We start from the raw sequence: 22,971 nt of genomic DNA on the forward strand, positions 1-22,971 counted from the left end.
TCTCTTGCTAAATGTATTCAGACAAGCCGCAAAATATCCCAGCTTGGACGACGCTTCTAAAGAAAGAACTTAAAATTTCCTCGCATTTATGGCATGATAGAATGTAATGAACTTGGATAGGAGACTTTCATCATGGCATTAGACGGACTGGTCCTCCATGCAATCGTGCACAGAGCTGCAGGAATGTGTAGGAGGCCGGATTAATAAAATACATCAGCCTACGGGCAGTGACGTGGTTATGCAAATCCGCGCCCGCGGGCGGTCGCTTAAACTTCTTCTCTCCGCGAATCCTACATATCCGCGCATGCACGTGACGGAAGGGCAGTATTTGAATCCCCAGGAAGCCCCGATGTTCTGCATGCTGCTCCGCAAACACTGCGAGGGCGGTATTATCGATTCCATCGAGCAGGTCGGGCTGGAGCGGATCGTTCACTTCCGCGTGCGCCAGCGCGACGAACTCGGGGATGTGAGCACGAAAACCATCGTTGTGGAGATCATGGGCAGGCACAGCAACCTGATTCTCATGGACCCTTCCACGGGAACCATCCTGGACGGGATTCATCACGTGACGCCGGCGATCAGCTCTTACCGGATCGTAATGCCGGGCAGCGCCTATGTGGAGCCTCCGGCTCAGGACAAGGCGAATCCGCTCGATACGAGCGAAGCCGTCTTCCGCCGGAGCATGAGCGCCGGGATCGGCGAAGAAGCCGCGCCGGAGAAGCAGATGCTCGCTTCCTTCAGCGGCCTGAGCCCCCTTGCGGCGCGGGAGATCGTCTACCGCAGCGGTACCCGGCTGGGCGTGCCGTACGGCGAGGACGCGCTCGCTTCGCTGTGGCAATCTTTCCGCAGCGTGACGGACGCGGTGCGCGAACGGCGGTATACTCCCGTCATCGTCGAAGAGACGAAGACGGGCAAGCTTTTTTTCTCGGTCATGGAACTGACCCAGATCGAAGGGGAGTCCCGTGTATTCCCGACCGTAAGCGAGTGCCTGGAAAGTTACTTCGGGGACAAGGCGGAACGTGATACAGTCAAGCAGCGTGCCGCGGATCTCGTCAAGCTTTTGCAGAACGAGAAAGCCAAAAACATCAAAAAGATGGATAAGCTCCGGGAAACGAAGGAAGAAGCCAAAGATGCGGACCGTTTCCGCGTGATGGGAGAGCTGCTGACGGCCCATCTGCATCAAATCCGCAAAGGGGATAAAGAAGCGGCAGTGGTCAATTATTACGAGGAAGACCAGCCGCAGCAAAGCATAGCGCTCGATCCCCTGCTTACGCCCTCGGAGAACGCGCAGCGCTATTTTAAACGATATACAAAAACCAAAAACAGTCTGGCCTACGTGGAGGAGCAGATGGCTCAGACCGAGATGGAGATCCGGTATCTCTCCTCCCTTCTGCAGCAGCTCGGTTCGGCATCCATGCGGGATATCGAGGAAATCCGGGACGAGCTGGCGGAGCAGGGTTACGTGCGTGAACGCCATACGAAAGGCAAACGCAAGAAAAAATCCGACAAGCCTTCCGTCGCCTGCTTCACTTCGAGCGAAGGCGTTCCGATCTACGTCGGCAAAAACAACACCCAGAACGACTATGTGACGAACCGGCTTGCGAGCGCCGGAGATACTTGGCTGCATACGAAGGATATTCCGGGCTCGCACGTCGTGATCCGCAGCCAGTCATTCGGCGAAGCCACCTTGCACGAGGCGGCTCAGCTTGCGGCTTATTTCAGCCAAGCCAAGGAATCGAGCTCGGTTCCCGTGGATTATACCCTGATCCGCCACGTGCATAAGCCGAGCGGCGCCAAGCCGGGATTCGTAATTTACGAACAGCAGAAAACGCTGTTTGTGACCCCGGACGATCAGTTGATCAAACAGATGCCTCAAACCGTGAAGGCATAAAATTCGCATCGTGCCCGGCAGCCTGCCGTACCTGACGCGGCGGGTCCAGAGCCCCCGTCGTTGGTACGCCGACAGCCGGAAGGACCCACGGCCATATGCAGCCGCTTAGACGGAACTCCGCCGGGATGATGTCAGGATTTGTTTTCCCTTTTACATGCTCCGAGACGGAGTCCACGAAAGAGAGCTCCTTTAGTCTGGCTCCCGCGTCCACATTTTTCCCGTCCGTATCCACCATTACTTTGGCCGGAGCCAGAGTGCCCGGGGACACCGAACAAAAAAAAGCTGACAGCTCAATAGGCTGTCAGCTTTTTCAATTTCTGCGCGCAATCCCGGGCATCGCCGGAAAGCAGATAAACATGTTTGGTGCCGTGAAGCACCTCGTCGCGTTCGACCGCAGTTCCGCCGATGAACACTTTGGTCCGGCTGCCGAGCTCTTCGATTCTCCGGTCCAGCTTTGCATAGAACGGATAAGCTTCTTCCAGCATCGCCTTCATGGAAGAACCGAACGCGAACGCCGCGGGCCGGCTCTGCTCCAGACAATCGAAAATGCCTTTCTCCGAAGGCGAGGCTCCGAGATACAGCGTCTGAAAGCCGCTTTGCAGCGCGAAATAACCCAGAAACAAAATCCCCAATTCGTGACGCTCGTATGGAGAACAGGCCGTGATCAATTTGGGACCTCCCGGCGGAATGGAAAATAAGTTCTTTAACGCCAGCAGACGTTCACGGATAAAATGACTGCCGAAATGCTCCTGATACTCGGAGATTTCTCCCCGCTCCCACATCTCTCCGATGCGGATCAGAGTCGGCTGCAAAACTTGAAGCAGAATAAAGTCCATTTGATGCAGGGCCACGAGCTGGTCGAAAAACCGCTGGGCCCCCGCCTGATCCAGCTGAAGAAAGAAGCCGAGCAGTTTCTCCTGGTACTCTTTCAGTTCGCTGCGGATAAAGGGAAGCTCGGCCTCGGCCGGATAAACGATCTCGGTCGAAGCCGAGCTTTCGAGCCCCAGCTGTTGTTCCTGAACGGCGAGACCGATGGGAACACCGGAGTCCGCTTTGCTTTTCAGCCATATCAGCGTTTCTATATCTTGATTCGTGTAGCCTCTGTACCCGTTCGGAAAACGGTCCGGTTGAACGGCGCCGTAACGTTCCTCCCATTTGCGGATCAACTGGGTGGAAAGCCCGGAACGCATCGAGGCTTCCTTAATTGTATAAAGTCGGCTCATGTCTTTGTACCCCCGGCTAGCCTTAAACATGCCCCAATTATAAACCATTTACAAAGCTTATACAATGAACAGTTTAAACCGTTCCGGGGAAAATGGGGCGTCCGACGGATACATAAGTAAAGCCTTTCTCCGCCATCTCGGCAGGGGCAAACATGTTGCGCCCGTCGATAATCAGCGGCTCGCGGACAAGGCTTCGGAGCCTGCCGAAATCGATCCTCCGCAGGTCTTCCCAATCCGTCGCGATCACAACGGCTTCCGCATTTTCCGCGGCCTCGTAAGGGTCGGTCAGGCAGCGTACGCCGGGCAGCAGAGCGGCCGCCTTGGAGGCCGCAGCCGGATCGTACGCCGTCACGACCGCTCCCCGCTCCTGCAGGGAACGGATAATGTCCAGCGCAGGGGCATCGCGGAGATCATCCGTATTGGGCTTAAACGCCAGCCCCCACACCGTAATGCTCCGGCCGGACGCATTTCCGCCCATAGCGGCCGTCACCTTCTCGACAAACCGTTCGCGCTGAAGCGTATTGACCTCGATGACCGCCCGCAGGATGCGGAAATCATAATCGGCATTCTGGGCGATTTTGAGCTGGGCTCTCGTATCTTTGGGGAAGCAGGAGCCGCCATAGCCGATTCCCGCCTGCAGAAACTTGGGCCCGATCCGGTTATCCAGCCCCATTCCCCGCGCAACGAGACTGACGTCCGCGCCGACTTTCTCGCATACGTTCGCCATTTCGTTGATAAATGAAATTTTGGCGGCCAGAAAGGCATTAGAAGCGTATTTAATCAGTTCGGCACTCTCCGTATCCGTCCGCACCACTTCGCCCCCGAACGGGGCCTGCAGCTTCTCTACACGCAAAGCGGCATCGGCATCGTCGGACCCGATCACGACCCGGTCGGGATGAAACGTGTCGTGGATGGCCGTCCCCTCTCTTAGAAACTCCGGGTTGGACACGACGGAGAAAGGAACGGGGCGTTCCTGCCCCTCTTCTATCCACTGCCGGACGCGTCTGGATGTTCCTACGGGCACCGTGCTTTTCATCACGATGATTTTGCTATCGTCCATATGCCGCGCCAATGTCTCCACCGCGTGCCGGACCTGCTCCATGTCGACTTCCCCGTTCTCCAGCGTAGGCGTTCCTACCGCAATAAAAACGATCGAAGAAGCCCGCACCGCTCCTGCCAAGTCAGTCGTAAAGGACAACCGGCCGGCGGCCCGGTTCGCGGCCGAAAGCTCTCCCAGCCCCGGTTCGTAAATCGGAATTTCGCCAAGGCTGAGACGGCGGACTTTATCGGGATCGATATCCACGCAGATCACTTCATGCCCGATTTCGGCATAACAGCATCCCGTAACGAGCCCGACGTACCCCGTCCCAATAACGGCAATGCGCTCCATTCAAGATTCTCCTCCTTATCCGATATGAAACTCGTGACGGACGAGGTTCGTTAAATAGGAGCGCAGTTCCTCCTGCAGCCCTTCCCGCTCCAGAGCCATTTCAATGGTGGCCTGGATATAACCGAATTTATCGCCGACGTCGTATCTTCTGCCCTCGATCGGATAGGCGACCATCGGCTGCTTTTCGTTCAAAATACGCAGCGCGTCCGTCAGCTGGATCTCGCCTCCGCGGCCGGGCTCGCATTTTTCCAGGATATCGAAAATCTCCGGCATAATCAGATAGCGCCCGATAACGGCCAGGTTGGAAGGCGCATCGGCACGGTCCGGTTTCTCCACGAGATCCGCAATCTTCTTGTAGGCGGTAATTTCGTCCGATGGCGCGACAATACCGTATTTGCTCACATCTTCCCAGGGAACTTCCCGGACGCCGATAACGGACGTCTGAGTTTCCTCGAAAACGTCCATCATCTGGCGCAGAGCCGGTTTGGACGAACGAAGAATATCGTCACCGAGTAGAACGGCAAACGGTTCGTTCCCGATAAATTTGCGGGCGCAGTAAATCGCGTGGCCCAGACCGAGCGGCTGCTTCTGCCGGATATAGTGCACATCGGCCAGGTTGGTGACTGTACGGACCAGGGAAAGAAGCTCATCGTTCCCCTTCTCCTCCAGCATCATTTCCAATTCGACCGATTTATCGAAATGATCCTCGATCGCGCGCTTGTTGCGTCCCGTGACGATGAGAATATCCTCGATCCCGGATTCGATGGCTTCTTCGACTATGTATTGAATGGCCGGCTTATCCACCAGCGGCAGCATTTCCTTGGGCTGCGCCTTGGTCGCGGGCAGAAACCGCGTTCCGAGACCCGCCGCGGGAATAATCGCTTTACGAATTTTCACGGTTGTTCCTCCGTTCCTGAAGCTTCCGCACGGTTTCCAGCGACGTGCGCTTGGAACCCAGCGGAGCGTGAAATACGTGACCGGCACGAACGCCGTGAAAATCGGAGCCTGCCGTTGCAATCAGCCCATGCTCCTGTGCGAGACGCCCGTAGTGGGCTTCCTGCTCCGGCGTATGATCGGCGTGGCTGACTTCGATGCCATCTAAACCATATGCGACGAGCTCCCGCACAATGTCTTCGTCGCCGTAAAGACCCGGATGGGCAAGCACGGCGGCTCCGCCGGCTTCCTTAATCCAGTCGACGGCCGTGACGGGGTGAATACGCGGCGGATTGACATAGGCGGCCCCGCCTTTGCCCAAATATTTCTCGAACGCTTCGTTCATCGAGCTTACATAGCCTTTCGCAAGCAGAACGTTTGCGATATGGGGGCGGCCGATCGTGTCCTCTTCGCCTTTGCGGGCTTCCAGGTTTTTGACGACTTCCTCCATTGAGACGGCCAGGCCCAGCTCGTTCAGACGCGCAAGCATCATCTCGTTGCGCTTGGCACGCGTATTCCGGAGCTCTTCAAGACGCGCAAGAAAGCTTTCCTGCTCCGTATCGATAAAGTACCCGAGCACATGAATGTCCTGCCCGCCGGCCACTGTGCTGATTTCGACGCCCGGAACGACTTCGATGCCTATCCGTCTGCCTTCAAGCTGCGCCGCCCGGACGCCCGAGACCGTATCGTGATCGGTTATTCCTACCGCGGCAAGCCCCGCTTCCTTAGCCATCCGGACATTTTCTTCCGGTGCCTGCGTGCCGTCCGATGCGGTCGTATGCGTATGTAAATCGGCCCATTGAGTCATGATGGTGCCCCTCCTTTTTTTCTCCGGCAATTATATCCGGTTTATCTATTAGGAATAGTAAAGTCCGTTTCTAAAGCCATTTGACGAGATCGTCGCGGCGCATAAAATTCAAAAAGCTCACGGCCGAGAGCGGCAGAAGGGTTGAATTCAAATATATCGCGTAGAAACTGCGGGTAAAAGACACGCCCTCGATTTCCTTCACCTTTAATATGCCAAGCCGGACCTCATGTTTAACCGACGACTGCGATAAAATGGACACGCCGAGACCGGCCTCTACCGCCGATTTGATCGCTCCCGTGCTGCCCAGTTCCATGACAATGTTCATGCCGCCGCAAGGAATGCCCGCCCGCTCCAACTCCTCTTCCATGACGCGCCGGGTTCCCGAACCTTCTTCCCTGAGCACGAACGGGTACTGAAAAACATCCTCCATACGGATCGTCTGCAGCTCCGCCAGCGGGTGTTCCGCGGGGACGATCAGCTTCAGCTCATCGCTTAAAATGGCTTCCGTGTGGACATCGGGATGCTGAATGGGAGCCTCGACAAGGCCGAACGTCAGCTGATGGGCAAAAATTTCGTCCAGAATTTGCGTCGTATTCATGACTTTCATCGCAACCGAAATATTCGGGTATTCTTTGCGGAAAGGTCCAAGCAGACGGGGCAGGATATACTCTCCCATCGTCAAGGAGGCTCCGAGCTGCAGCCGTCCTTCGGCCATGGCCGTAAAGCCCGTCATGGCATTTTCGGTTTCCCGGATGAGCTCGACGCATTTACGGGCATAAGGAATCAGCGTCCTTCCCGCTTCCGTCAACTCGATTTTTTTGGTGGAGCGATGAAACAGCTTGATTCCGAAGTGATCCTCCAGGGACTGCACCTGCATCGTCACCGCGGGCTGCGTCATATGCAGCGCCTGCGCGGCGTGCGAGAAGCTGCCTTTTTCGGCTACCGTGTAAAAGATGTGAAGCTGATGAAAATTCAGAGCCATCGTCATCGCCGCCCTTTCTCCGCATTTATTATAGCATTTATGGGATGGAAAAAGAGCATGCCTGCAAAATGCAGGCATGCTCTTCGCCGTGCCGTAAATCCGTTAGCCGCCGGAGTTACCGCCGCTTACGGCTGTTCTTGATCAGCGTCATCCGGCGGGAGTGTCGGAGCCACGAATAGTAGGATTTCAAATCGCGCAGCTCGATGGTTTCCGACATTCTTCCGAGGAAGGTCACGATAATCATTTTATGCAGCGGATTGCCCGCAATATCGGTTTCGTTCTCAATGACGGAAAATTCGGCGACCATCACCAGATCGTCGTCCACCAGATAAACGTCCTGCTCGTTCTTGTAATACGACGCGATTTGTCCGTCTTTAAGTTTATCCCATAAAAAATCGCAAATGTCCTCGAAGCCCGTTTTCTCGCTTTCGACCCGGTCCGCCCAGCGGAGACGAGCGTGATTCGTAATGACAATGTCCGCAATTTTTTTGTCGTTCAGGATAACATAAAAAGGTTCGTACGTGCTCCAGCGGTCCATTGTTTTGTCCCTCATGAATCACAACTCCTCTCCAAGCGTTTAGGCCTTTATACCTACGGTTTTCACCATTGTAACTCAATATTTAAATATTTCCAAATAAAAACGCTCACTTAATTTATAAATATGGCGGGGCACAAGAAAAAATGTCACACAACTGTAGAAAATTCAAAATTAACAAAAAAATCAATCTTCTCATAAACTGCAAAGATGGCGAAATAAGATTTCAGAAGGCTTGTCCCGCATCCAGCGCCGGAAAGAGTTAACCACCGGTCAAATAACCGCTTCTATCCGGTTGCGCTTTTGTTCTACAGTGTGTAAAATTTTGATTTGTCAGGTCCGTGGCTTTCATACTCGGTTTTAATTTCACCGCGGTAAGAACGTTCCACTTTGCGTACGTAAGCCAATTTCTGAAGTTGGCGTACGGTTTCGTCATACCGGCTGGCATGAATATACAGCACCACATAGTGCATTTTTTTGGACATGTAGTGCACAGATCCGAAGCGCTCCAAATTTTTGGCGGCTTTCAAATCAGTCACCCATATGATAAGTCCGGTTCGCTCCGTTATCATGTCGTTTGACTCCTTCAGCAAGTTTCGCTTTTGATAAACTGATTCTATTCTACGGTTGGAGATGATCCTAAATGTCGGCTTCTTCGGCTGTCATTGCCCGCGTAATCCGCGGACCCATCACTGAAAGTATTCACCGGGGCCACATCGCTGCCGTCGATCATACGGGCCGCCTGCTTCACAGCCTGGGCGATCCGCACGCGGTTACATTCGCGCGTTCCACCGCCAAGCTGATCCAGGCGCTGCCCGTTCTCGAATCGGGTGCAGCTTCCGAATTCGGCTTGACGGACGCCGAAATCGCCCTGATCTGCGCTTCCCATAACGGGGAAGGCCAGCATGTCCGCGCGGCGCGCTCCATTCTGGACAAAGCGGGCGCGGAAGCGGACGATCTGCAGTGCGGGTCGCACTACCCGTTCCACAAGCCGACTTCGCGGCAGATGCGCCAGGAAGGGGAAGCCCCCACGCCCCTGCACAACAACTGCTCCGGCAAGCATTCGGGCATGCTCGCTCTGGCCGCCAAACTCGGCGTCGGCACCGAGCATTACATGTCGCCCGAGCACCCCGTCCAGCGCCTGATGCTCCGCGCCGTCGCCGATATGGCGGGCCTTGCCCCCGAGGAGATTCCTCTCGGCGTTGACGGCTGCGGCGTGCCCGTGTTCGGGCTCGCCATCGACCGCCTCGCGCTCGCTTACGCCCGGCTCGGCAAGCCAGACGGCCTCCCAGCCGAGCGGGCGGACGCGTGCCGCCGCATCGTTGCCGCCATCCGGCGCGAGCCGTCCTACCTCGCGGGAAGCGACCGCTTCGACACGCGGCTGGCCGAGGCAACCGGCGGCAGAATCATCGGGAAGATGGGCGCCGAAGGCCTCTTCGCCGTCACCGTGCCCGATGAAGGGCTGGGCCTTGTCCTCAAGATCGAGGACGGCGCCCAGAGAGCGCTTTACTGCGCGATGTTCGAAGCGCTTGTCCAGCTCGGTCTGCTGCGTGCGGGCGAGATGGAAGCCCTTGCGGAATTTCGTGAACCGCAGGTCACGAATTGGCAGGGCACCGTCGTTGGCTCCATTAGAGCCGACTTCAAGCTTACTTAAACAGCAGCCGTGTCCGCGGGTATAATCCGCAGGCACGGCTTTTTTTAAAAAAATCGGTTATTAGCGTCTCCATCAAGAGACATTATAATTGTCAAAGGATATTGTACGGAAACCTTGAGGGGGGCCGAGCCCCCCGGTTCCGCTTGTCCGGTTTCCTGCGCCGGTTAACCGCAGCTGGAGCAGCTCCCGCCCGATCCGCAGCTGGAGCAGCCTCCGCCGGAACCGGTATCGAGTCCGCCGGGAACTTTGATCGTATCGGATACGGCAGTCGCGATCGTCTTCGAAATGGTGTACAACAGCTGGTCCAGCCGCTCCTCCGCTTCCTTGAACTCCTTTATGCTCTGCACCTGCTCAAGCCGGGATTGTACGGCTTGGACTTTGTCCAGCGCGGCATGGTAATCCGGATGGAAATGGCCGAAACGCTCGCATTCCTCGAACAAATCTTTGGCTTTGTTGAACTCTCTTACGAGTCTTTGCGCCTCGAAATCCTGTTCTACCGCCTGCTTCCAATATAGATAATCCGCCACTTCGGCAGAGTTGTTAATGAGGTCGCCCACCTGATACGCACCCATAAGAATGGACGACATATCCATCGTCTTGGCTTCCGCCACACTCACAATCGATCACTTCCTTTTGTGTTTCCTGCATACTCCCCTATCATATCATAGTTCCCTAGGACTTTCTCCATTTTTTGAAAGGAACCGGGGTGACTTTTATTGGAGATTTTTCAGAAAAAGAGATCGTTTGCAGGCTTCCTGGTGTTTGAAAATAAAGAAATGATTCGCACAAAGCGAATTATATTACATAATTTCCCATAAATCAAACTTAACAAAATTTAACCTCCGGACACTCCGGGCAAAAGGATGCGGATACGGCTGATCCGGCCGGCTTGGACTGTTCTGTTTCGGCCGGTGTCGTCCGACAGCTCGATGCTGAGCTCGTCTCCCCGCTCCACAGCTCTGCGCGGTATCCATACCGCCGGCGGGCCGCCTTCGGCCTCCGCTAGCACTGGAGCTCCCCAGGAAATCGCCTGCCGTACGATTTTAAACGTGGTCGACGGGTGGTATCCCCTGCTTTCCTGATGCCACACCGCGGGAATATCGCGCATACCGGGATACATTTCCTCCACTGAAGGCAGACGGGTATCCAGTTCCAGGTACTGGACGGGGTCCTGATCGTACACGATGCCTTTCGGCGTCTCCGTTTCCGCTTCTCCATCCGGATCGGGCGCAGCCTTTCCATCCTGAAAATCCGCCGCTTGCCGGGGAGCAAAGCCCGCTGCGTCGAGCAGCTTCATCATCTCGTTCATTTTGTCTGCCGCAACGATAAAATCCGCGTCTCCGATTTTTTCGAGCAGCAGCCTGCCGATTTTCGGATGAAGCGAAATTTGTTCCGCCAGCCGTGCGTCCGCGCAGCGCAGAAGAGTCACATCGCCGAGCACGACCCGGCCGTACTGCTCGGTCCAGCCGGCGATCGTAAGCCGGACGGTTTCCGGCACACCGTGGCGGGAGTGAGCTTCGAGAAGCTCCAGAGCTTTCGTCCCCGGAGTTCCGTGATCCGCCCCTCTATGGACGCTTTCTTTGGTCAGCCGGTACACGGCCATCCGGTCGCTTTTCACGAGTTCGGCGATCCGGGCGATTTCCCAGCGTACTTCAAACGGGCATTCCGGAGCGACTATCACCTCAAAATCCGGCTGTACGTACAAAAAACCGGATGAATTAGCCGTTTTGCGTTCCTCATTCACTCTCTGTTCGCCCCGTACGGGATAAAGCCAGCTAACCGCTACATCCCCGACGTCTTCCGGCTCCCAGTCGAGCCATCCGAATGCCCGTAGAGGCTGAAGCCATTTCTGGATCAGGCGGAGGTAAAATGAGGCGCTCTCCTCCTCGCTTCCGGTCAGCGCTTCCCGCCTGATCAGCTCGGCCGTCAGGCTGCTAAGCCGTATTTTTGTGCCGACTGCGAGCTTGTCGAGCAGGCATACGGCATGCTGGAGCTCCGCTTCTTCGGGAAAGCGGTGTTCGCTCCACAGCCGGTACAGGCTTTCCGTCCGGGCAGCCTCATCCGCGGCGAGCCAGTCACGGAGCCGGGAATGGTGCAGCAGGAGCCGGTCCCCGCTCCGGTACAGAAGCCCGAGCCGCTGCAAAAAATCCAAAGCTGTCGCCAGCGATACCGGATACGTATCGGCATGCGCGAACTGGAGACCGCAGCCGGCGAGGTCGGTTTCGTCAAAGCCGAGAAGCGCCGTCATTTTCTGTACGTGGCGCTTGTGCAAAGCTCCCCGCTGTGTAAGCGGCAGCTCGTGCAGATCCGCGTAATTGAGCAGGAGAAACAAATCCCGTGCCAGTCCCTGCCGGGGCTTGTCGCCCTGTTCGTAAAGCTGCTTCAGCGTTCCGTCACCGCTGCTGCCGGAGCTCCGGTAGCTGCCCGTGCCTTCGCCTTGCCCATAGGGCGGTGCCATTGCAGGAGCCTGCAGGTCCGCCAAGCCCGAGTCAAAAAACACCGCCTGCCAGCCTCGCAGCCCATCCTGCGGAAGCAGAAACAGCCGGTCTCCCCACGATTTGCGGAAGGCCGCGATCAGCCCCCGTCTCCGCAGGCCCGTGAGGACCGTTTTGACGAGAGCCCCCGCCCAGCCCGCCGTTTCCTTCTCCAGCTCGGCCGGTGTAAAAGGCCGGCTCCCGAAACGGACGACGATCAGCCGCAGCAGCTTCTCTTCATCGGGATGCAGGCTTTTACGGAGCATGCCCAGCACTGCTTCACTTCCGAAAGCTTCCAAGGGCTCCATACCGTGCGCTGCCGCGTTTCTTATCCAATCTTGATGAAGAAGCTGCCTTTTAACGGCCGGCGGCATTTTATCGAACACTCCCGCATAATTCATCGCTCCCGTCCTCCTCTATCTTGTACTCGTACCCCTGCTCCAGCAGAAAAATCCGGCGCTTAAGCGCATATTCCTGCTCGCTCGTCCCTCTGCTGACCAGCGTGTAGAAAAAAGCCTCGTTTCTCCCCTTCTTGGGCCGGAGTATGCGCCCGAGGCGCTGAGCCTCCTCCTGCCTGGACCCGTAGCTTCCCGAAAGCTGGATGGCGACGGAAGCATCCGGGAGATCGACGGCGAAATTAGCCACTTTCGAAACGGCCAGAATGCGGACAAGTCCCGTGTTAAACGCTTCATAGAGCCGCTGCCGGTCCCCCTGGGGCGTTTCTCCGGTAATAAGCGGAACGTTCAATTTCCGGGCCGCATCTTTCAGCTGGTCCAAATACTGACCGATAATGAGAACCGATTCTCCCTCATGACGGGTCAGGAGACGCGTTAACGCGAGAAGTTTGCGGGAGTTCTCCCCGGCTATACGGAACCGGCTTCTTTTGTCCGCCTCGTAATAGCTCTGCAGCTCACCGGTCTCCATCTCCACTCCGATCTCCGTGCAGGTTACCCGGGCAATCCAACCTTCCCGCTCCAGCCGCTTCCAGGGCATATCGAACAGCTTGGGGCCGATCAGCGAAAAAACGTCTTCCTCGCGTCCGTCCTCGCGCACAAGGGTGGCCGTAAGCCCGAGCCGCCGGGTCGCCTGGATATCCGCGGTCGCCCGGAAAACGGGAGCGGGCAGCAAATGCACTTCGTCATAGATGATAAGTCCCCAATCACGGCTGTTGAACAACTCCATATGAGCTTGTTCGCCCCCTTTTTCCCGCCGGTGGGTAAGAATTTGATACGTCGCGATGGTGACGGGCCTGACGAGCTTAACGTCTCCGCTGTATTCTCCGACAAGTGAATCGTCCAGACTGGTCTTGTCCAGAATCTCTTTGATCCATTGGCGGACGGATGTCACATTCGTGGTAAGTATGAGAGCCGCACAGCTGAGCTTAGCCATCGCGGCGATGCCGATGACCGTTTTTCCCGCGCCGCAGGGCAGGACGAGTACTCCGCTGCCTCCCTCCGAACCGCCTGCCGGATGAAAACACTCTACCGCCTGGCGCTGATAATCTCTCAGCTCCACTCCTTTGAGCTCGGCCGGAAGTTCTTCCCCCGCATGATAGCCCGCCAGATCAATGACCGGATACCCGAGCCGCGTCAGCTCCTGCTTCATCACGCCTCTCATATCCGGGCGGACTGTCAGCGAGTGGGCTTGAAAGGCTTGCGGTTGATCCGGGTCTCCATCGAAAAACCGCCGGAACTCTTTTAACCCGCTCAGTTTGGTCAGTAACTCCTTGTCTTCGGATTGCAGATACAGCTTTCCCTTATCGGAAACGAGCCTAAGAAGTCCGTAGCGGCCGAGAATCGAGATCAGTTCATCCTCCGTTCGGCGGGAGATCCCGTATTTGGATTCCTGCTTCAGAAAACGGATAATATCGCCGCTCCGCAGGCCGGAAGCCGCCGCATTCCACAGGGACAGAGGTGTTATTTTGTAGGTATGCAAATGCTTCGGGCTTTTAACCAGATCCGCAAAAAGCGCCAGCTCAGAACGGATCGATTCGAAACGTTCATGATCCGCCTCCGCCAGCACGGTGAGGTCCCCCTGAACGATAAGCGCATTGTCAGATGCCGGATTCACGGCGAGGCCTCCTTTACAGCCGAATTCTTTCTTCCTGTTCCTAGTATGAAAGGAACCTCCGCGAAATAAACGCAGGCGCTTCATTTGTGCTCCATTTCGGAGCATTGTATAATGGCTAGGTTCCTTTTACCGAAAAGGAGCATTTAATCTGACAACAAGGAATGGATCCCATGACAACGAAAAAAGCATTTCTTTTGTTTATTCTTGCCGCACTTTTTCTTGCCGCCTGCCGCTCCGCCGGTCCCACAACGGACTCGGGGTCTTTTAAAGAAACCGTTCTAGCCCGCTATCCCGAGCTGAAAACGCAAAAAATGACGACAGCCAAGGTCAAAAGAGTAGTGGACGGAGATACGTTCCAGCTGGAAAACGGGGACAAGGTACGGATGATCGGCTGCAACACGCCTGAAACCGTAAAGCCCGACAGCCCGGTCGAGGCCTATGGCAAGGAAGCGTCGGAGTACACGAAAAAACGGTTAACCGGAGCAACCGTCTATCTGTTCAACGATGCCGGAGATACCGATAAATACGGCCGGCTGCTCCGCTACGTTTTTATTGAAGGGGAGTCCGTCATGTACAACGAGCTTCTCCTCCGGGAAGGGTATGCCAACGTGATGACCATCCAGCCCAATGTGATGTTCTCCGATCGCTTTGTAAAAGCGGAACGGGAAGCCCGAGCCGAAAACAAAGGCTTGTGGGGCGTCAAAAAAAGTTCAACCCCCGCCAAAACCGGCGATTCCCAAAACGAAGATTCCGGCAAAAATCAGCAAGATGCCAAACAAACGGCAGCCTGTCCCGATCCTCAAATCAAGGGCAACATCAATTCGAAAAAAGAAAAAATTTATCACGTTCCGGGGAGCTCGTCCTACGAGCAGACGCGGGCGGAAACGATGTTCTGCACGGAGAATGACGCCAAGAAGGCCGGATACCGCAAAGCCGGATAAGCTTTTTGGGCAAGCTGAAAAGACGCACCGGATGGCGGTGCGTCTTTTTTTTGGGGCTGCCGGGCGGCAATCATTTGTTGGAAGACGTGCTCCGGCCTTCCGAAATTCGGCTGAGCGCTTCTCCCGCCTCGTCTTCCAGCTTTTCCCGGACCGCAAGGTCCCCAATCGCGATTACGCCGACCAGATTGCCGTCCTCGACGACCGGAAGGCGACGCACCTGATGCTGGGCCATCACTTTGGCCGCTTCCTGTACGTCCGTATCCGGCGAGATCGTCGTCAAGTTCTCGGAAATGACTTGCTTAACGGCCGTGGAACCGCTGTGTTTCTCGGCATAGCCGCGGACGACCAGATCCCGGTCCGTTACGACGCCGATCAGCTTGCGGTCCTCCACCACGGGAATGAAACCGATATCGTGCTGTTTCATCTTAAGCGCGATTTCGTACACGTTATCCAGCAGCGTTACGGTTACGCAGTCGGTCGACATGACCTCTCGGACTGTAGGCACGAAGAATTCCTCCTCATCCTTGCACGACGGCAAGTTTTGTTAAGGCTGGAATTAGCGTGTCCCCGTTTCGTCCAAAACATGCAGAGCCATTCTCGTCAGAAGTTTGCCGGCGGTCAGCATCGCCTTCTCGTCCAGATCGAACTTCGGATGATGGTGCGGATAATCCGCACCCGTCTTCGCGTTGCCCGCGCCCACGAAAATAAAGCAGCCGGGCACCCGCTGAAGATAATACGCGAAATCTTCCGCTGCCATTACCGGCTCGATCGTCAGGACGCGGTCTTCCGGAAGCATGCCGGAAGCGACTTGCCGGAACCGCTCGAACTCGCCCGGATGATTGATCAGCGGCGGATACCCCAGCCGGTAGTCCATAACCGACTCGGCTCCGTACATCCTGCAGGTCGAAGCCACAATTTCCTCGATCCTTTCTTTTACCTGCAGCCTCAGATCGGAATCGAACGTCCGGGTCGTTCCTTTCATTTTGCAGGTTTCCGCGATGACATTGAAGTTGGTTCCGCCGTTAATGGAACCGATCGTGACCACGCAGGAATCGATAGGACTTACCGTCCGGCTGACGATGGTCTGCAAATTCACGACCGCGTGCGAACCGATGACAACGCTGTCAACCGCTTGGTGAGGCATTCCCCCGTGGCCGCCTTTCCCGCGGATCTCAAAATGAAATTCGTCGGCCGCGGCCATCATCGCCCCCGGATTCGATCCCACTACCCCGACTTCCAAAGGCGTCCATAAATGTACGCCGTATATAACGTCCACGCCATCCAACGCCCCCGCTTCTATCATGGAAGCGGCTCCGCCGGGGGTAACTTCCTCCGCATGCTGAAAAATAAAACGGATTCTGCCCTTCAGCCCTTCTTTCTTTGTACTCCATATTTTGGCGGCGGCGAGCAGAGTGGACGTGTGAGCATCGTGTCCGCAAGCGTGCATGATGCCGGAAACCTTCGACGCGTAGCCGCACTGCTTTTCATCCTGAATGGGAAGTGCGTCCATATCGGCCCGGAGAGCGACCGTCGGTCCGGGAGCGTCCCCTTGAAGATCGGCGACAAGTCCATGCCCGCCCACGCCCGTGCGGACCTGGAGTCCCCACTCGGTAAGCTTTTCCGCTACGAACGCCGCCGTGTTGACTTCCTTATATGAGAGCTCCGGATGTTGATGAAGATATCTTCTCCAGGATACCATTGTCTCGTACATCGCTTCCCATTCTTTATCCAGTTCCTCACCCTGTCTGATCAAGGTATCACCCGCCCCCGTATTTGATACGAACTTTCCTTTCATTGTACCAAATCCTCCCACGTCTTACACCGTCAAACCGACAACAATTTTACATGATTCCGGGTTTGCTCTTACTTGCAAGACGTAGGGAAACATACTATCATGGTTAAAGAATGTATAGAAATTGGAGGCGTCTGAATTGATTATTGAAACCAAAGGGTTTAAAGGCCTGAAAAGCGATCTTGCCCACCTCGACGAAGTAACATCCAAACTCGGTTTTGTACGTGGGCAGTGGGAATATACCCGTGCGACTTATGATTTGAAAATGGAAGACCCGACGACAAAATCCGACTACTATCTGCGTGTAAACACACGTGCCGAATCCGGCAAGCTGGAATCTCCATACGCGATTTTGTACATCGAAGAAGCATACATAGGAAGAGCTACTTTCCCGCACGGTCTCGACTATGAATCCCCGATTCCGGACGCGATCTTGAATAAAGCGAAGCAGAAGCTGTCCCAGCTTCAACAACTTTTGGCGTAACAGGAGACTCACTTGAGTACCCCGCGCAGAGGAACGCCAGATTTTCTGCTTCTTTTCCTAACCTTCGCACTGGTCTGCTTCGGCCTCGTGATGGTTTTCAGTTCCAGCTCGGTATACGCGTCGACCAAGTTCAGCAATCCTTGGTACTTTGCAACCAGACAAATTTTATTCGCTGTAGTCGGCACGTTCTTAATGCTGTTCACTATGAATATCCGGTATAACAAACTAAAGAACTGGGTCAAGCCCGGCTTTCTCGTTGTGATTGCCATGCTGATAGCCGTCCTGTTTTTTAAAGGGATTAACGGCTCAAGAAGCTGGCTTCCGCTCGGATCGTTCAGCCTCCAGCCCGCTGAGTTTGCCAAACTCGCTGTAATCGTTTACCTGGCGCAGCTCATCAGCAAGAAGGGCGACAGCATTCAGGATATGAAAAAAGGTCTTCTGCCGGCCGTGCTCATTACGGCTTTTATCGCCTTCTGGATTTTGCTCCAGCCCGATGTCGGCTCCGCCGCTATTCTCATTCTTTGCGCCAGCGTGGTGATCTTCGTGGGCGGCGCCCGGGTGAAGCATCTGTTCTCAATCGGTGTGGCGGGCGGCCTGGCCGCTACGGTGTTTCTCGGCTTCTATTTTCTGTTTAATTTTAAATCCGCTTCCGATCACGTCGGTCTAAGGATGAAACGTTTCAGTGCTTATCTGAATCCGAAGGACGATGTGCTGGACAGCGGGTTTCAGGTTATGCAGTCTCTTTATGCTTTCGGACACGGCGGCATTACCGGAGCGGGTTTCGGACAAAGCATTCAGAAGCTCTATCTGCCTGAGCCTTACACGGACTTTATTTTCGCGATTATCGGCGAAGAGCTCGGCATGATCGGCAGCGTGCTATTCCTCCTCGTCTACATCATCTTCCTGTGGCGGGGACTGGTCATTGCCGTCCGTTGTCCGGACCGGTTCGGGATGCTGACCGGCGTCGGCATCATGACCATGATCGGAGCCACGGCCATCATTAACATCGGCGGGGTTACGGGAACCCTGCCGATGACCGGGGTTACGCTCCCCCTCATCTCCTACGGGGGATCTTCCATGATGGTCACGCTGATCGGCATGGGTATCATGCTCAGCCTTTCCCGCGAGCAGAACCGGCTGGAGAAGAAGGAGAAGGTCGAGAAGGTCACGCAGACTACGCGCGTTTACCGCTAATGCCTCCTCTCCTTCTATCCCGCAGTCTGTACGACAAAAAAAGGATGCCCTCGGGGCATCCTTTTTTGTATGTACGTTAGCCGGCAGCCGTGCCGGAACTGGTTTATTTCACGCGGGTGGGATCATCAAGCGACACGGCTTCGTCTTCCTTGAAAGAAACGCCTTCGACTTTGACGTTAACCTCCACGATGCGGAGTCCCGTCATGTTCTCCACCGCTTCGCGCACGTTAAGCTGCAGTTCTCTGCATACGTCCTGGATTTTACTTCCGTAAAGGACGATGACGCGGAGATCGACGGCCGCTTCCACTTGCCCGACTTCGACAGAGACACCGCGCTGAACATTTTTACCGCTCAGACGTTTGGCGAAACCTTCCGATATTCCGCCGGACATGGCGGCGATACCCGGTGTTTCCAACGCGGCAAGGCCGGCAATCGTAGCCACCACATCGTCCGAAATGCGTATATTACCCGTTTGAATTTCTTCGACCATCCGAATCACTCCTTCAGCAATCGTTATCCTTATTGTAATTGCTGGCAATTGAGAAAGCAACCGAACGCCTCACAGGCGGGAGGAACGGGCTCGTTCCTGAACGCGAAAATCTTATTTTACAACATTGCCATTTGTGGGTATATTATTTAAAGCGTACATACCTGTAAGAAATATTACATAAGCGGAGGGATAGCTTTTGAGAAAAAACCTGTTCAACATCGGTTTAATTGTCACATTCGCACTTAGTGCCGTCGCGCACTATATGCACTGGGGCACGACGATTCAGTTCGCGATCTCGTGTCTGGCTATCCTGTTTGTGGCCGGATTCCTGGGAAAAGCGACCGAAAGCGTCGCCCACTACGCCGGTGACCGGATGGGAGGTTTCCTGAATGCGACTTTCGGTAATGCGGCGGAGCTTATCATCGCCTTCTTTCTCGTTAAAGACGGCCTGTTCGACGTAGTGAAAGCCAGCTTAACGGGAGCCATTATCGGGAACCTTCTGCTCGTTCTCGGATTGAGCGTGCTGGCGGGCGGTCTGAAGTTCAAGGAACAAAGTTTCAACATCAAACTGGCTTCGCACAATGCCTCCCTGATGACCCTTGCCGTGATCGCGTTATTCATTCCCGCGGTATTTGCGAAAAGCCTGACCCAGAAAGAAACGTCACAGATGAGCCTGATCGTGGCCGGCATCCTGATTGTCGCTTACATTTTGTGGCTCATTTTCTCGATGGTAACGCATAAGAAAGAGCTTTCCGATCAGGTTGTCGAACACAGCGAGCCCGCCTGGTCCAAACGGACGTCGATCCTCTTCCTTATTCTCGCTACGGTTATGGTGGGCTTCGAGAGTGAGTGGCTGGTCGGTACGCTGGAAGAATTCACTTCCCAATTCGGACTGTCCGAACTGTTCGTCGGCGCTTTCCTGATTGCGATTATCGGGAATGCGGCCGAGCACAGCGCGGCGGTAATGATGGCCCTGAAAAATAAAATGGGAGCCGCCGTTGAGATCGCGGTCGGGAGTTCGCTCCAGATTGCTTTATTCGTAGCTCCGGTTCTTATTTTCTCAAGCTTTTTTATGGGAAACACAATGGATATCGTCTTCACCACTTACGAGCTGGTGGCCATCGGGGTAGCCGTTATTATCTCGAAATCCATTTCCCAGGACGGTTCTTCCAACTGGTATGAAGGGGTCCTTCTGCTGGCGGTTTACCTGATCCTCGGTGTGGTCTTCTTCCTCGTCTAGCGAGCTGTCTTATAGTAACAACAAAAAAAGTAACCCGCCTGGTGTGGGTTACTTTTTATTTAAGGCTTCATAGAGTTTCGCCAAATTACGCTCAAGCTTATTCAGCAGTTCCTTGCCGACATTGGCGGGAATAAGTCCTGCACGGATTGCGAAATCGATTTCCCGCGAATACCCGTACATCTGTGTATCGAGCACTTCTTCGTACAAAGGGCATTGACGAGTCGTCAAGTTTTCCATTTGAATTTCAATCAGCTTTTCGATTTTATATGCATCTTCTTCAAGAAGATTAAGTGCTTTCTGGTTCAAACTCACCAGCAAATCCGATGAAGACATACTTCTTTTCCCCCCTGTACAGATTCCTACGCCTTAAGTCTAATATAGACGAAAATAAGCCAAGTTACAAGAGAAAGGGCCTTTGCCTTCCTTTTCCCGCCCTATAAAAAAAGCGCCCCGCAGCCGGGACGCCCTTATTTCTCGGATTAGTCTTCCACGATTTGAATCGCCAGTTGATGCTTGGCGAATACTTCGGCCATTGCTTTCTTGGCTTCTTCCGCATCCGGTCCGTGAACATGAAGCTCATAGTTGCCGGAGCTCAGAAGTGTCGTGAACAGACCCAGAATGCTTTTAACATCAATATACTTGTTATCGTATTGCAATACGATGGAAGATCTGAACTGATTGGCAGTCTGGGAAATTTCCACAATCGCTGCATTGTTGGCACTTGGCATGAAGCATTCCTCCTATACGGTTCAACGTCGTCATATAGTTCCATGTTACACGATGAAACCCCTTACACGCAACAACTTTTTCCATTGCGCGTTGCAAAAGGGCTTATTTCAGATTTTCGGGATTCAAGCCTTGAAGCTCGGGAATCACGAAACGTCCGTCTTTCCGGATAAGTACGTCGTCAAACCATACTTCTCCGCCGCCGTACTCCGGACGCTGAATGAGAACGAGATCCCAGTGCAGCGAGGAACGGTTGCCGTTATCCGCTTCTTCGTAGGCTTGTCCGGGGGTAAAGTGCAAGCTTCCGTCGATTTTTTCATCAAACAGAATATCTTTCATCGGATGCTGGATATAAGGGTTAAAGCCCAGGCTGAACTCCCCGATATAACGCGCGCCTTCATCCATATCGAGCACTTCGTTGATACGCGCCGTGTCGCTGCTCGTCGCTTCCACGATTTTGCCGTTCTCGAAGCGGAACGAGATATTATCGAACGTTACACCCGACTGAATCGAAGGCGTATTGAACGTGATCGTCCCGTTTACGGAATCGCGAACAGGCGCCGTGAAGCATTCTCCGTCCGGAATGTTATTTTGACCGGAGCACTTGATAGCCGGAATTCCTTTGATCGAAAAAGTCAGATCGGTACCGGGCGCGACAAGACGCACCTTATCGGTCCGCTCCATCAAAGCCTTCAGCGGGTCCATCGCCGCATCCATGTTGCCGTAGTCGAGATTGCAGACATCGAAATAGAAGTCTTCAAACGCATCCGTGCTCATGCTGGCCAGTTGGGCCATGGAAGCATTCGGATAGCGGAGCACCACCCAGCGGGTATGCTTGATTCTCTGTTCCAGATGAACGGGCTTCTGATAGTAAAGGCTGTAGAGCTTCATCTGCTCTTCGGGCACATCCGCCCACTCGTTCACGTTCTCTCCCGCTCTTACTCCTATGTAACCGTCCATTCTTTTCATGCGGGCAAGATCGGCTTCTCCCCATTCCTGCATTTGTTCCTTCGTAGCGGATTTAATCAGGGAACCGAGTACGCGCCGGTCGATCAGATCCACGTAAGGTTTGCCGCCGCGGGCATATACTTCTTCGATCAGGCAGCGGACGAGCTCCCGTTCGGAACCGTACATCTCGATCCATACATTTTCTCCAGGTTGAACGTCAAGGGAATATTGGACCAGATTGGCCGCAAGCTGTTGAATTCTCGGGTCGCGCATAAATGTTGTTTCCTCCTTGAAATGAGCGGTTGGTTTTGTATTTCCCCGGCTTTACGAGGACGGTTTGTCCTGTTTCCGGGCATCCAGCCGTTTTTTGAATAGACTGCCCAATACCATCAGAATAACAAAAATGGCAAGCAGAACGAATAATCTGCCCTTATAGGCTTTAAAATGAAATAAATCATGGGCAATCAGGGATTCCAGCAGCACCATCGGGATTTTGCCGATCGTCGTCCCCAGCACAAACTGGCGAAACGTTACCGAAGTGACACCGGCGCCAAAACTGATGGCGGATGAAGGAATAACGGGAATTAGCCTCCCCATTAGGATGTACAAAAAACCGTGATTCTCCAGTTTCTTGTTAAACTGCTGTACAAGCGGCTTCGAGCTCAGTTTTCTTTCGACCCAGTCATGGGCGAAATAACGGGCGATAATAAACGCCGTCACGCTCCCGAGCACCGACATCACGTAATTCACCACAAAACCCCATTTGATTCCGAACAGCGCAACGTTGGCGCCCGCTATGAGCACGAACGGCACGAAGGGAAACAGGGTTTGAAGATAGACCAAGGCTATACCCAGAGTTTTGCCCAGCATGCCAAGCGAAATAAGCCATGGAGTCAGCTGCTCCATAGACACGCCCGTATGCCTCCAGGCCGATTTTCTATATAGAATCGAAAGAACGGCAATGATAACCAGCACTATCGTCATCCCATAAACAAACCGTTTGGTACGAATAAATGTAAGCCATTTCAAACTCGCCATCCTCCTGACTTTTTTATTGTAACATTTTCTGGGATGAAGTAAACAATGAGGCCCCTTATAACAAAGCTTGTTATCTTATAACCGACGGAGATGCCGTACGAAGCATTATTATTGGAAATGAATGTAACCTACTTTAATGAAATCCCTTCTGAAATTCA

The 22,971-nt window shown here is 54.3% G+C and carries 22 protein-coding genes and 1 pseudogene; 6 read left to right on the forward strand and 17 right to left on the reverse strand.

All coding sequences use genetic code 11. The annotated features are described in order from the left end of the window. Window positions 1–132: 132 nt before the first annotated feature. A pseudogene (locus ABC395_RS17075) lies at window positions 133–1,891 on the forward strand (Rqc2 family fibronectin-binding protein). 290 nt (window positions 1,892–2,181) lie between these two features. Here the strand turns inward: ABC395_RS17075 and ABC395_RS17080 are convergent. From ABC395_RS17080 to ABC395_RS17110, 7 genes are all read right to left on the reverse strand, one after another. Then, window positions 2,182–3,114 carry a MerR family transcriptional regulator gene (locus ABC395_RS17080; RefSeq protein WP_413004914.1) on the reverse strand — a complete coding sequence of 311 codons (933 nt, stop codon included), beginning with the start codon at window positions 3,112–3,114 and terminating at the stop codon, window positions 2,182–2,184. 73 nt (window positions 3,115–3,187) lie between these two features. Then, window positions 3,188–4,504 carry a UDP-glucose dehydrogenase family protein gene (locus ABC395_RS17085; protein WP_413004916.1) on the reverse strand — a complete coding sequence of 439 codons (1,317 nt, stop codon included), beginning with the start codon at window positions 4,502–4,504 and terminating at the stop codon, window positions 3,188–3,190. A gap of 15 nt (window positions 4,505–4,519) precedes the next feature. Then, window positions 4,520–5,401: a UTP--glucose-1-phosphate uridylyltransferase GalU gene (gene galU / locus ABC395_RS17090; protein ID WP_103993734.1), complete on the reverse strand. Its 882-nt coding sequence runs from the start codon at window positions 5,399–5,401 to the stop codon at window positions 4,520–4,522. Continuing rightward, window positions 5,388–6,245: a PHP domain-containing protein gene (locus tag ABC395_RS17095; protein WP_413004918.1), complete on the reverse strand. Its 858-nt coding sequence runs from the start codon at window positions 6,243–6,245 to the stop codon at window positions 5,388–5,390. The genes galU and ABC395_RS17095 overlap by 14 nt, the downstream gene beginning before the upstream one ends. A gap of 70 nt (window positions 6,246–6,315) precedes the next feature. Then, complete coding sequence (locus tag ABC395_RS17100) at window positions 6,316–7,227, reverse strand: selenium metabolism-associated LysR family transcriptional regulator (RefSeq protein ID WP_413006761.1); 912 nt, start codon at window positions 7,225–7,227, stop codon at window positions 6,316–6,318. A 115-nt stretch (window positions 7,228–7,342) separates the two neighbouring features. Further along, on the reverse strand, window positions 7,343–7,780 hold the full coding sequence (locus ABC395_RS17105; RefSeq protein ID WP_103993732.1) for a hypothetical protein: 438 nt from the start codon (window positions 7,778–7,780) through the stop codon (window positions 7,343–7,345). Between the two features lie 290 nt (window positions 7,781–8,070). Beyond that, complete coding sequence (locus tag ABC395_RS17110) at window positions 8,071–8,334, reverse strand: YlbG family protein (RefSeq protein ID WP_009672616.1); 264 nt, start codon at window positions 8,332–8,334, stop codon at window positions 8,071–8,073. A gap of 71 nt (window positions 8,335–8,405) precedes the next feature. Here ABC395_RS17110 and ABC395_RS17115 point away from each other — a divergent pair, with 71 nt between their 5' ends. After that, window positions 8,406–9,416 carry an asparaginase gene (locus ABC395_RS17115; RefSeq protein WP_413004922.1) on the forward strand — a complete coding sequence of 337 codons (1,011 nt, stop codon included), beginning with the start codon at window positions 8,406–8,408 and terminating at the stop codon, window positions 9,414–9,416. Window positions 9,417–9,580: 164 nt separating this feature from the next. Here the strand turns inward: ABC395_RS17115 and ABC395_RS17120 are convergent, their stop codons facing one another. The 3 genes from ABC395_RS17120 to ABC395_RS17130 all read right to left on the reverse strand — a co-directional run bounded on the left by ABC395_RS17120 (window position 9,581) and on the right by ABC395_RS17130 (window position 13,960). After that, a complete protein-coding gene (locus tag ABC395_RS17120; protein WP_413004924.1) occupies window positions 9,581–10,033 on the reverse strand; it encodes a YlbF/YmcA family competence regulator in 453 nt (150 codons plus the stop codon). A 218-nt stretch (window positions 10,034–10,251) separates the two neighbouring features. Then, window positions 10,252–12,291, reverse strand: coding sequence for a helicase-associated domain-containing protein (locus ABC395_RS17125; protein ID WP_413004925.1), 2,040 nt, complete (start codon window positions 12,289–12,291; stop codon window positions 10,252–10,254). Beyond that, the gene (locus tag ABC395_RS17130; RefSeq protein ID WP_413004927.1) at window positions 12,266–13,960 is read right to left on the reverse strand and encodes a DNA repair helicase XPB; all 1,695 of its coding nucleotides are present in this window, start codon (window positions 13,958–13,960) and stop codon (window positions 12,266–12,268) included. Before ABC395_RS17130 ends, ABC395_RS17125 begins: the two co-directional genes overlap by 26 nt. 170 nt (window positions 13,961–14,130) lie before the next feature. Between ABC395_RS17130 and ABC395_RS17135 the strand changes: the two genes are divergently transcribed. Continuing rightward, window positions 14,131–14,901, forward strand: coding sequence for a thermonuclease family protein (locus ABC395_RS17135; RefSeq protein ID WP_413004928.1), 771 nt, complete (start codon window positions 14,131–14,133; stop codon window positions 14,899–14,901). A gap of 70 nt (window positions 14,902–14,971) precedes the next feature. Here ABC395_RS17135 and ABC395_RS17140 read toward each other — a convergent pair whose 3' ends face one another. Continuing rightward, a complete protein-coding gene (locus ABC395_RS17140; RefSeq protein ID WP_413004929.1) occupies window positions 14,972–15,406 on the reverse strand; it encodes a CBS domain-containing protein in 435 nt (144 codons plus the stop codon). 51 nt (window positions 15,407–15,457) lie between these two features. Continuing rightward, window positions 15,458–16,696, reverse strand: a complete 1,239-nt coding sequence (locus ABC395_RS17145; RefSeq protein WP_413004931.1) for a M20 metallopeptidase family protein — start codon at window positions 16,694–16,696, stop codon at window positions 15,458–15,460. 136 nt (window positions 16,697–16,832) lie between these two features. On the opposite strand from ABC395_RS17145, the gene ABC395_RS17150 reads away from it, so the two are divergent. After that, a complete protein-coding gene (locus ABC395_RS17150; RefSeq protein WP_103993723.1) occupies window positions 16,833–17,177 on the forward strand; it encodes a YugN family protein in 345 nt (114 codons plus the stop codon). Between the two features lie 12 nt (window positions 17,178–17,189). Then, entirely contained in the window at window positions 17,190–18,371 is a 1,182-nt protein-coding gene (ftsW, locus tag ABC395_RS17155; RefSeq protein WP_413004933.1) for a putative lipid II flippase FtsW, read from the forward strand. Window positions 18,372–18,474: 103 nt separating this feature from the next. On the opposite strand, the gene ABC395_RS17160 is transcribed toward ftsW, so the two are convergent. Beyond that, window positions 18,475–18,861, reverse strand: coding sequence for an Asp23/Gls24 family envelope stress response protein (locus tag ABC395_RS17160; protein WP_326052477.1), 387 nt, complete (start codon window positions 18,859–18,861; stop codon window positions 18,475–18,477). A 196-nt stretch (window positions 18,862–19,057) separates the two neighbouring features. Between ABC395_RS17160 and cax the strand changes: the two genes are divergently transcribed. Next, window positions 19,058–20,101 (forward strand): calcium/proton exchanger, encoded by a 1,044-nt coding sequence (gene cax / locus ABC395_RS17165; RefSeq protein ID WP_413004935.1) that lies wholly within the window; start codon window positions 19,058–19,060, stop codon window positions 20,099–20,101. A gap of 48 nt (window positions 20,102–20,149) precedes the next feature. Here cax and ABC395_RS17170 read toward each other — a convergent pair whose 3' ends face one another. The 4 genes from ABC395_RS17170 to ABC395_RS17185 form a co-directional block, all read right to left on the reverse strand. Further along, complete coding sequence (locus ABC395_RS17170; RefSeq protein ID WP_042232658.1) at window positions 20,150–20,434, reverse strand: Fpa/YlaN family protein; 285 nt, start codon at window positions 20,432–20,434, stop codon at window positions 20,150–20,152. Window positions 20,435–20,580: 146 nt separating this feature from the next. After that, the gene (locus tag ABC395_RS17175) at window positions 20,581–20,829 is read right to left on the reverse strand and encodes an HPr family phosphocarrier protein (protein ID WP_103993719.1); all 249 of its coding nucleotides are present in this window, start codon (window positions 20,827–20,829) and stop codon (window positions 20,581–20,583) included. 103 nt (window positions 20,830–20,932) lie between these two features. Beyond that, window positions 20,933–22,048 (reverse strand): aminopeptidase, encoded by a 1,116-nt coding sequence (locus ABC395_RS17180; protein ID WP_413004937.1) that lies wholly within the window; start codon window positions 22,046–22,048, stop codon window positions 20,933–20,935. A gap of 51 nt (window positions 22,049–22,099) precedes the next feature. After that, entirely contained in the window at window positions 22,100–22,804 is a 705-nt protein-coding gene (locus ABC395_RS17185; RefSeq protein WP_413004938.1) for a TVP38/TMEM64 family protein, read from the reverse strand. Between the last annotated feature and the right edge of the window lie 167 nt (window positions 22,805–22,971).

The organism is Paenibacillus canaveralius (assembly GCF_047238265.1).
In the GTDB taxonomy this organism is placed as follows: Bacteria; Bacillota; Bacilli; order Paenibacillales; family NBRC-103111; genus Paenibacillus_F.

Coding starts and splice junctions, on each gene's coding strand:
- ABC395_RS17180 (WP_413004937.1), bottom strand. CDS start 22,048: ATGCGCGACCCGAGAATTCAACAGCTTGCGGCCAATCTGGTCCAATAT.
- ABC395_RS17160 (WP_326052477.1), bottom strand. CDS start 18,861: ATGGTCGAAGAAATTCAAACGGGTAATATACGCATTTCGGACGATGTG.
- ABC395_RS17085 (WP_413004916.1), bottom strand. CDS start 4,504: ATGGAGCGCATTGCCGTTATTGGGACGGGGTACGTCGGGCTCGTTACG.
- ABC395_RS17105 (WP_103993732.1), bottom strand. CDS start 7,780: ATGAGGGACAAAACAATGGACCGCTGGAGCACGTACGAACCTTTTTAT.
- ABC395_RS17175 (WP_103993719.1), bottom strand. CDS start 20,829: ATGCCAAGTGCCAACAATGCAGCGATTGTGGAAATTTCCCAGACTGCC.
- ABC395_RS17095 (WP_413004918.1), bottom strand. CDS start 6,245: ATGACTCAATGGGCCGATTTACATACGCATACGACCGCATCGGACGGC.
- ABC395_RS17115 (WP_413004922.1), top strand. CDS start 8,406: ATGTCGGCTTCTTCGGCTGTCATTGCCCGCGTAATCCGCGGACCCATC.
- ABC395_RS17110 (WP_009672616.1), bottom strand. CDS start 8,334: ATGATAACGGAGCGAACCGGACTTATCATATGGGTGACTGATTTGAAA.
- ABC395_RS17145 (WP_413004931.1), bottom strand. CDS start 16,696: ATGAAAGGAAAGTTCGTATCAAATACGGGGGCGGGTGATACCTTGATC.
- ABC395_RS17125 (WP_413004925.1), bottom strand. CDS start 12,291: ATGAATTATGCGGGAGTGTTCGATAAAATGCCGCCGGCCGTTAAAAGG.
- ABC395_RS17135 (WP_413004928.1), top strand. CDS start 14,131: ATGACAACGAAAAAAGCATTTCTTTTGTTTATTCTTGCCGCACTTTTT.
- ABC395_RS17170 (WP_042232658.1), bottom strand. CDS start 20,434: ATGTCTTCATCGGATTTGCTGGTGAGTTTGAACCAGAAAGCACTTAAT.
- ABC395_RS17080 (WP_413004914.1), bottom strand. CDS start 3,114: ATGAGCCGACTTTATACAATTAAGGAAGCCTCGATGCGTTCCGGGCTT.
- ABC395_RS17100 (WP_413006761.1), bottom strand. CDS start 7,227: ATGGCTCTGAATTTTCATCAGCTTCACATCTTTTACACGGTAGCCGAA.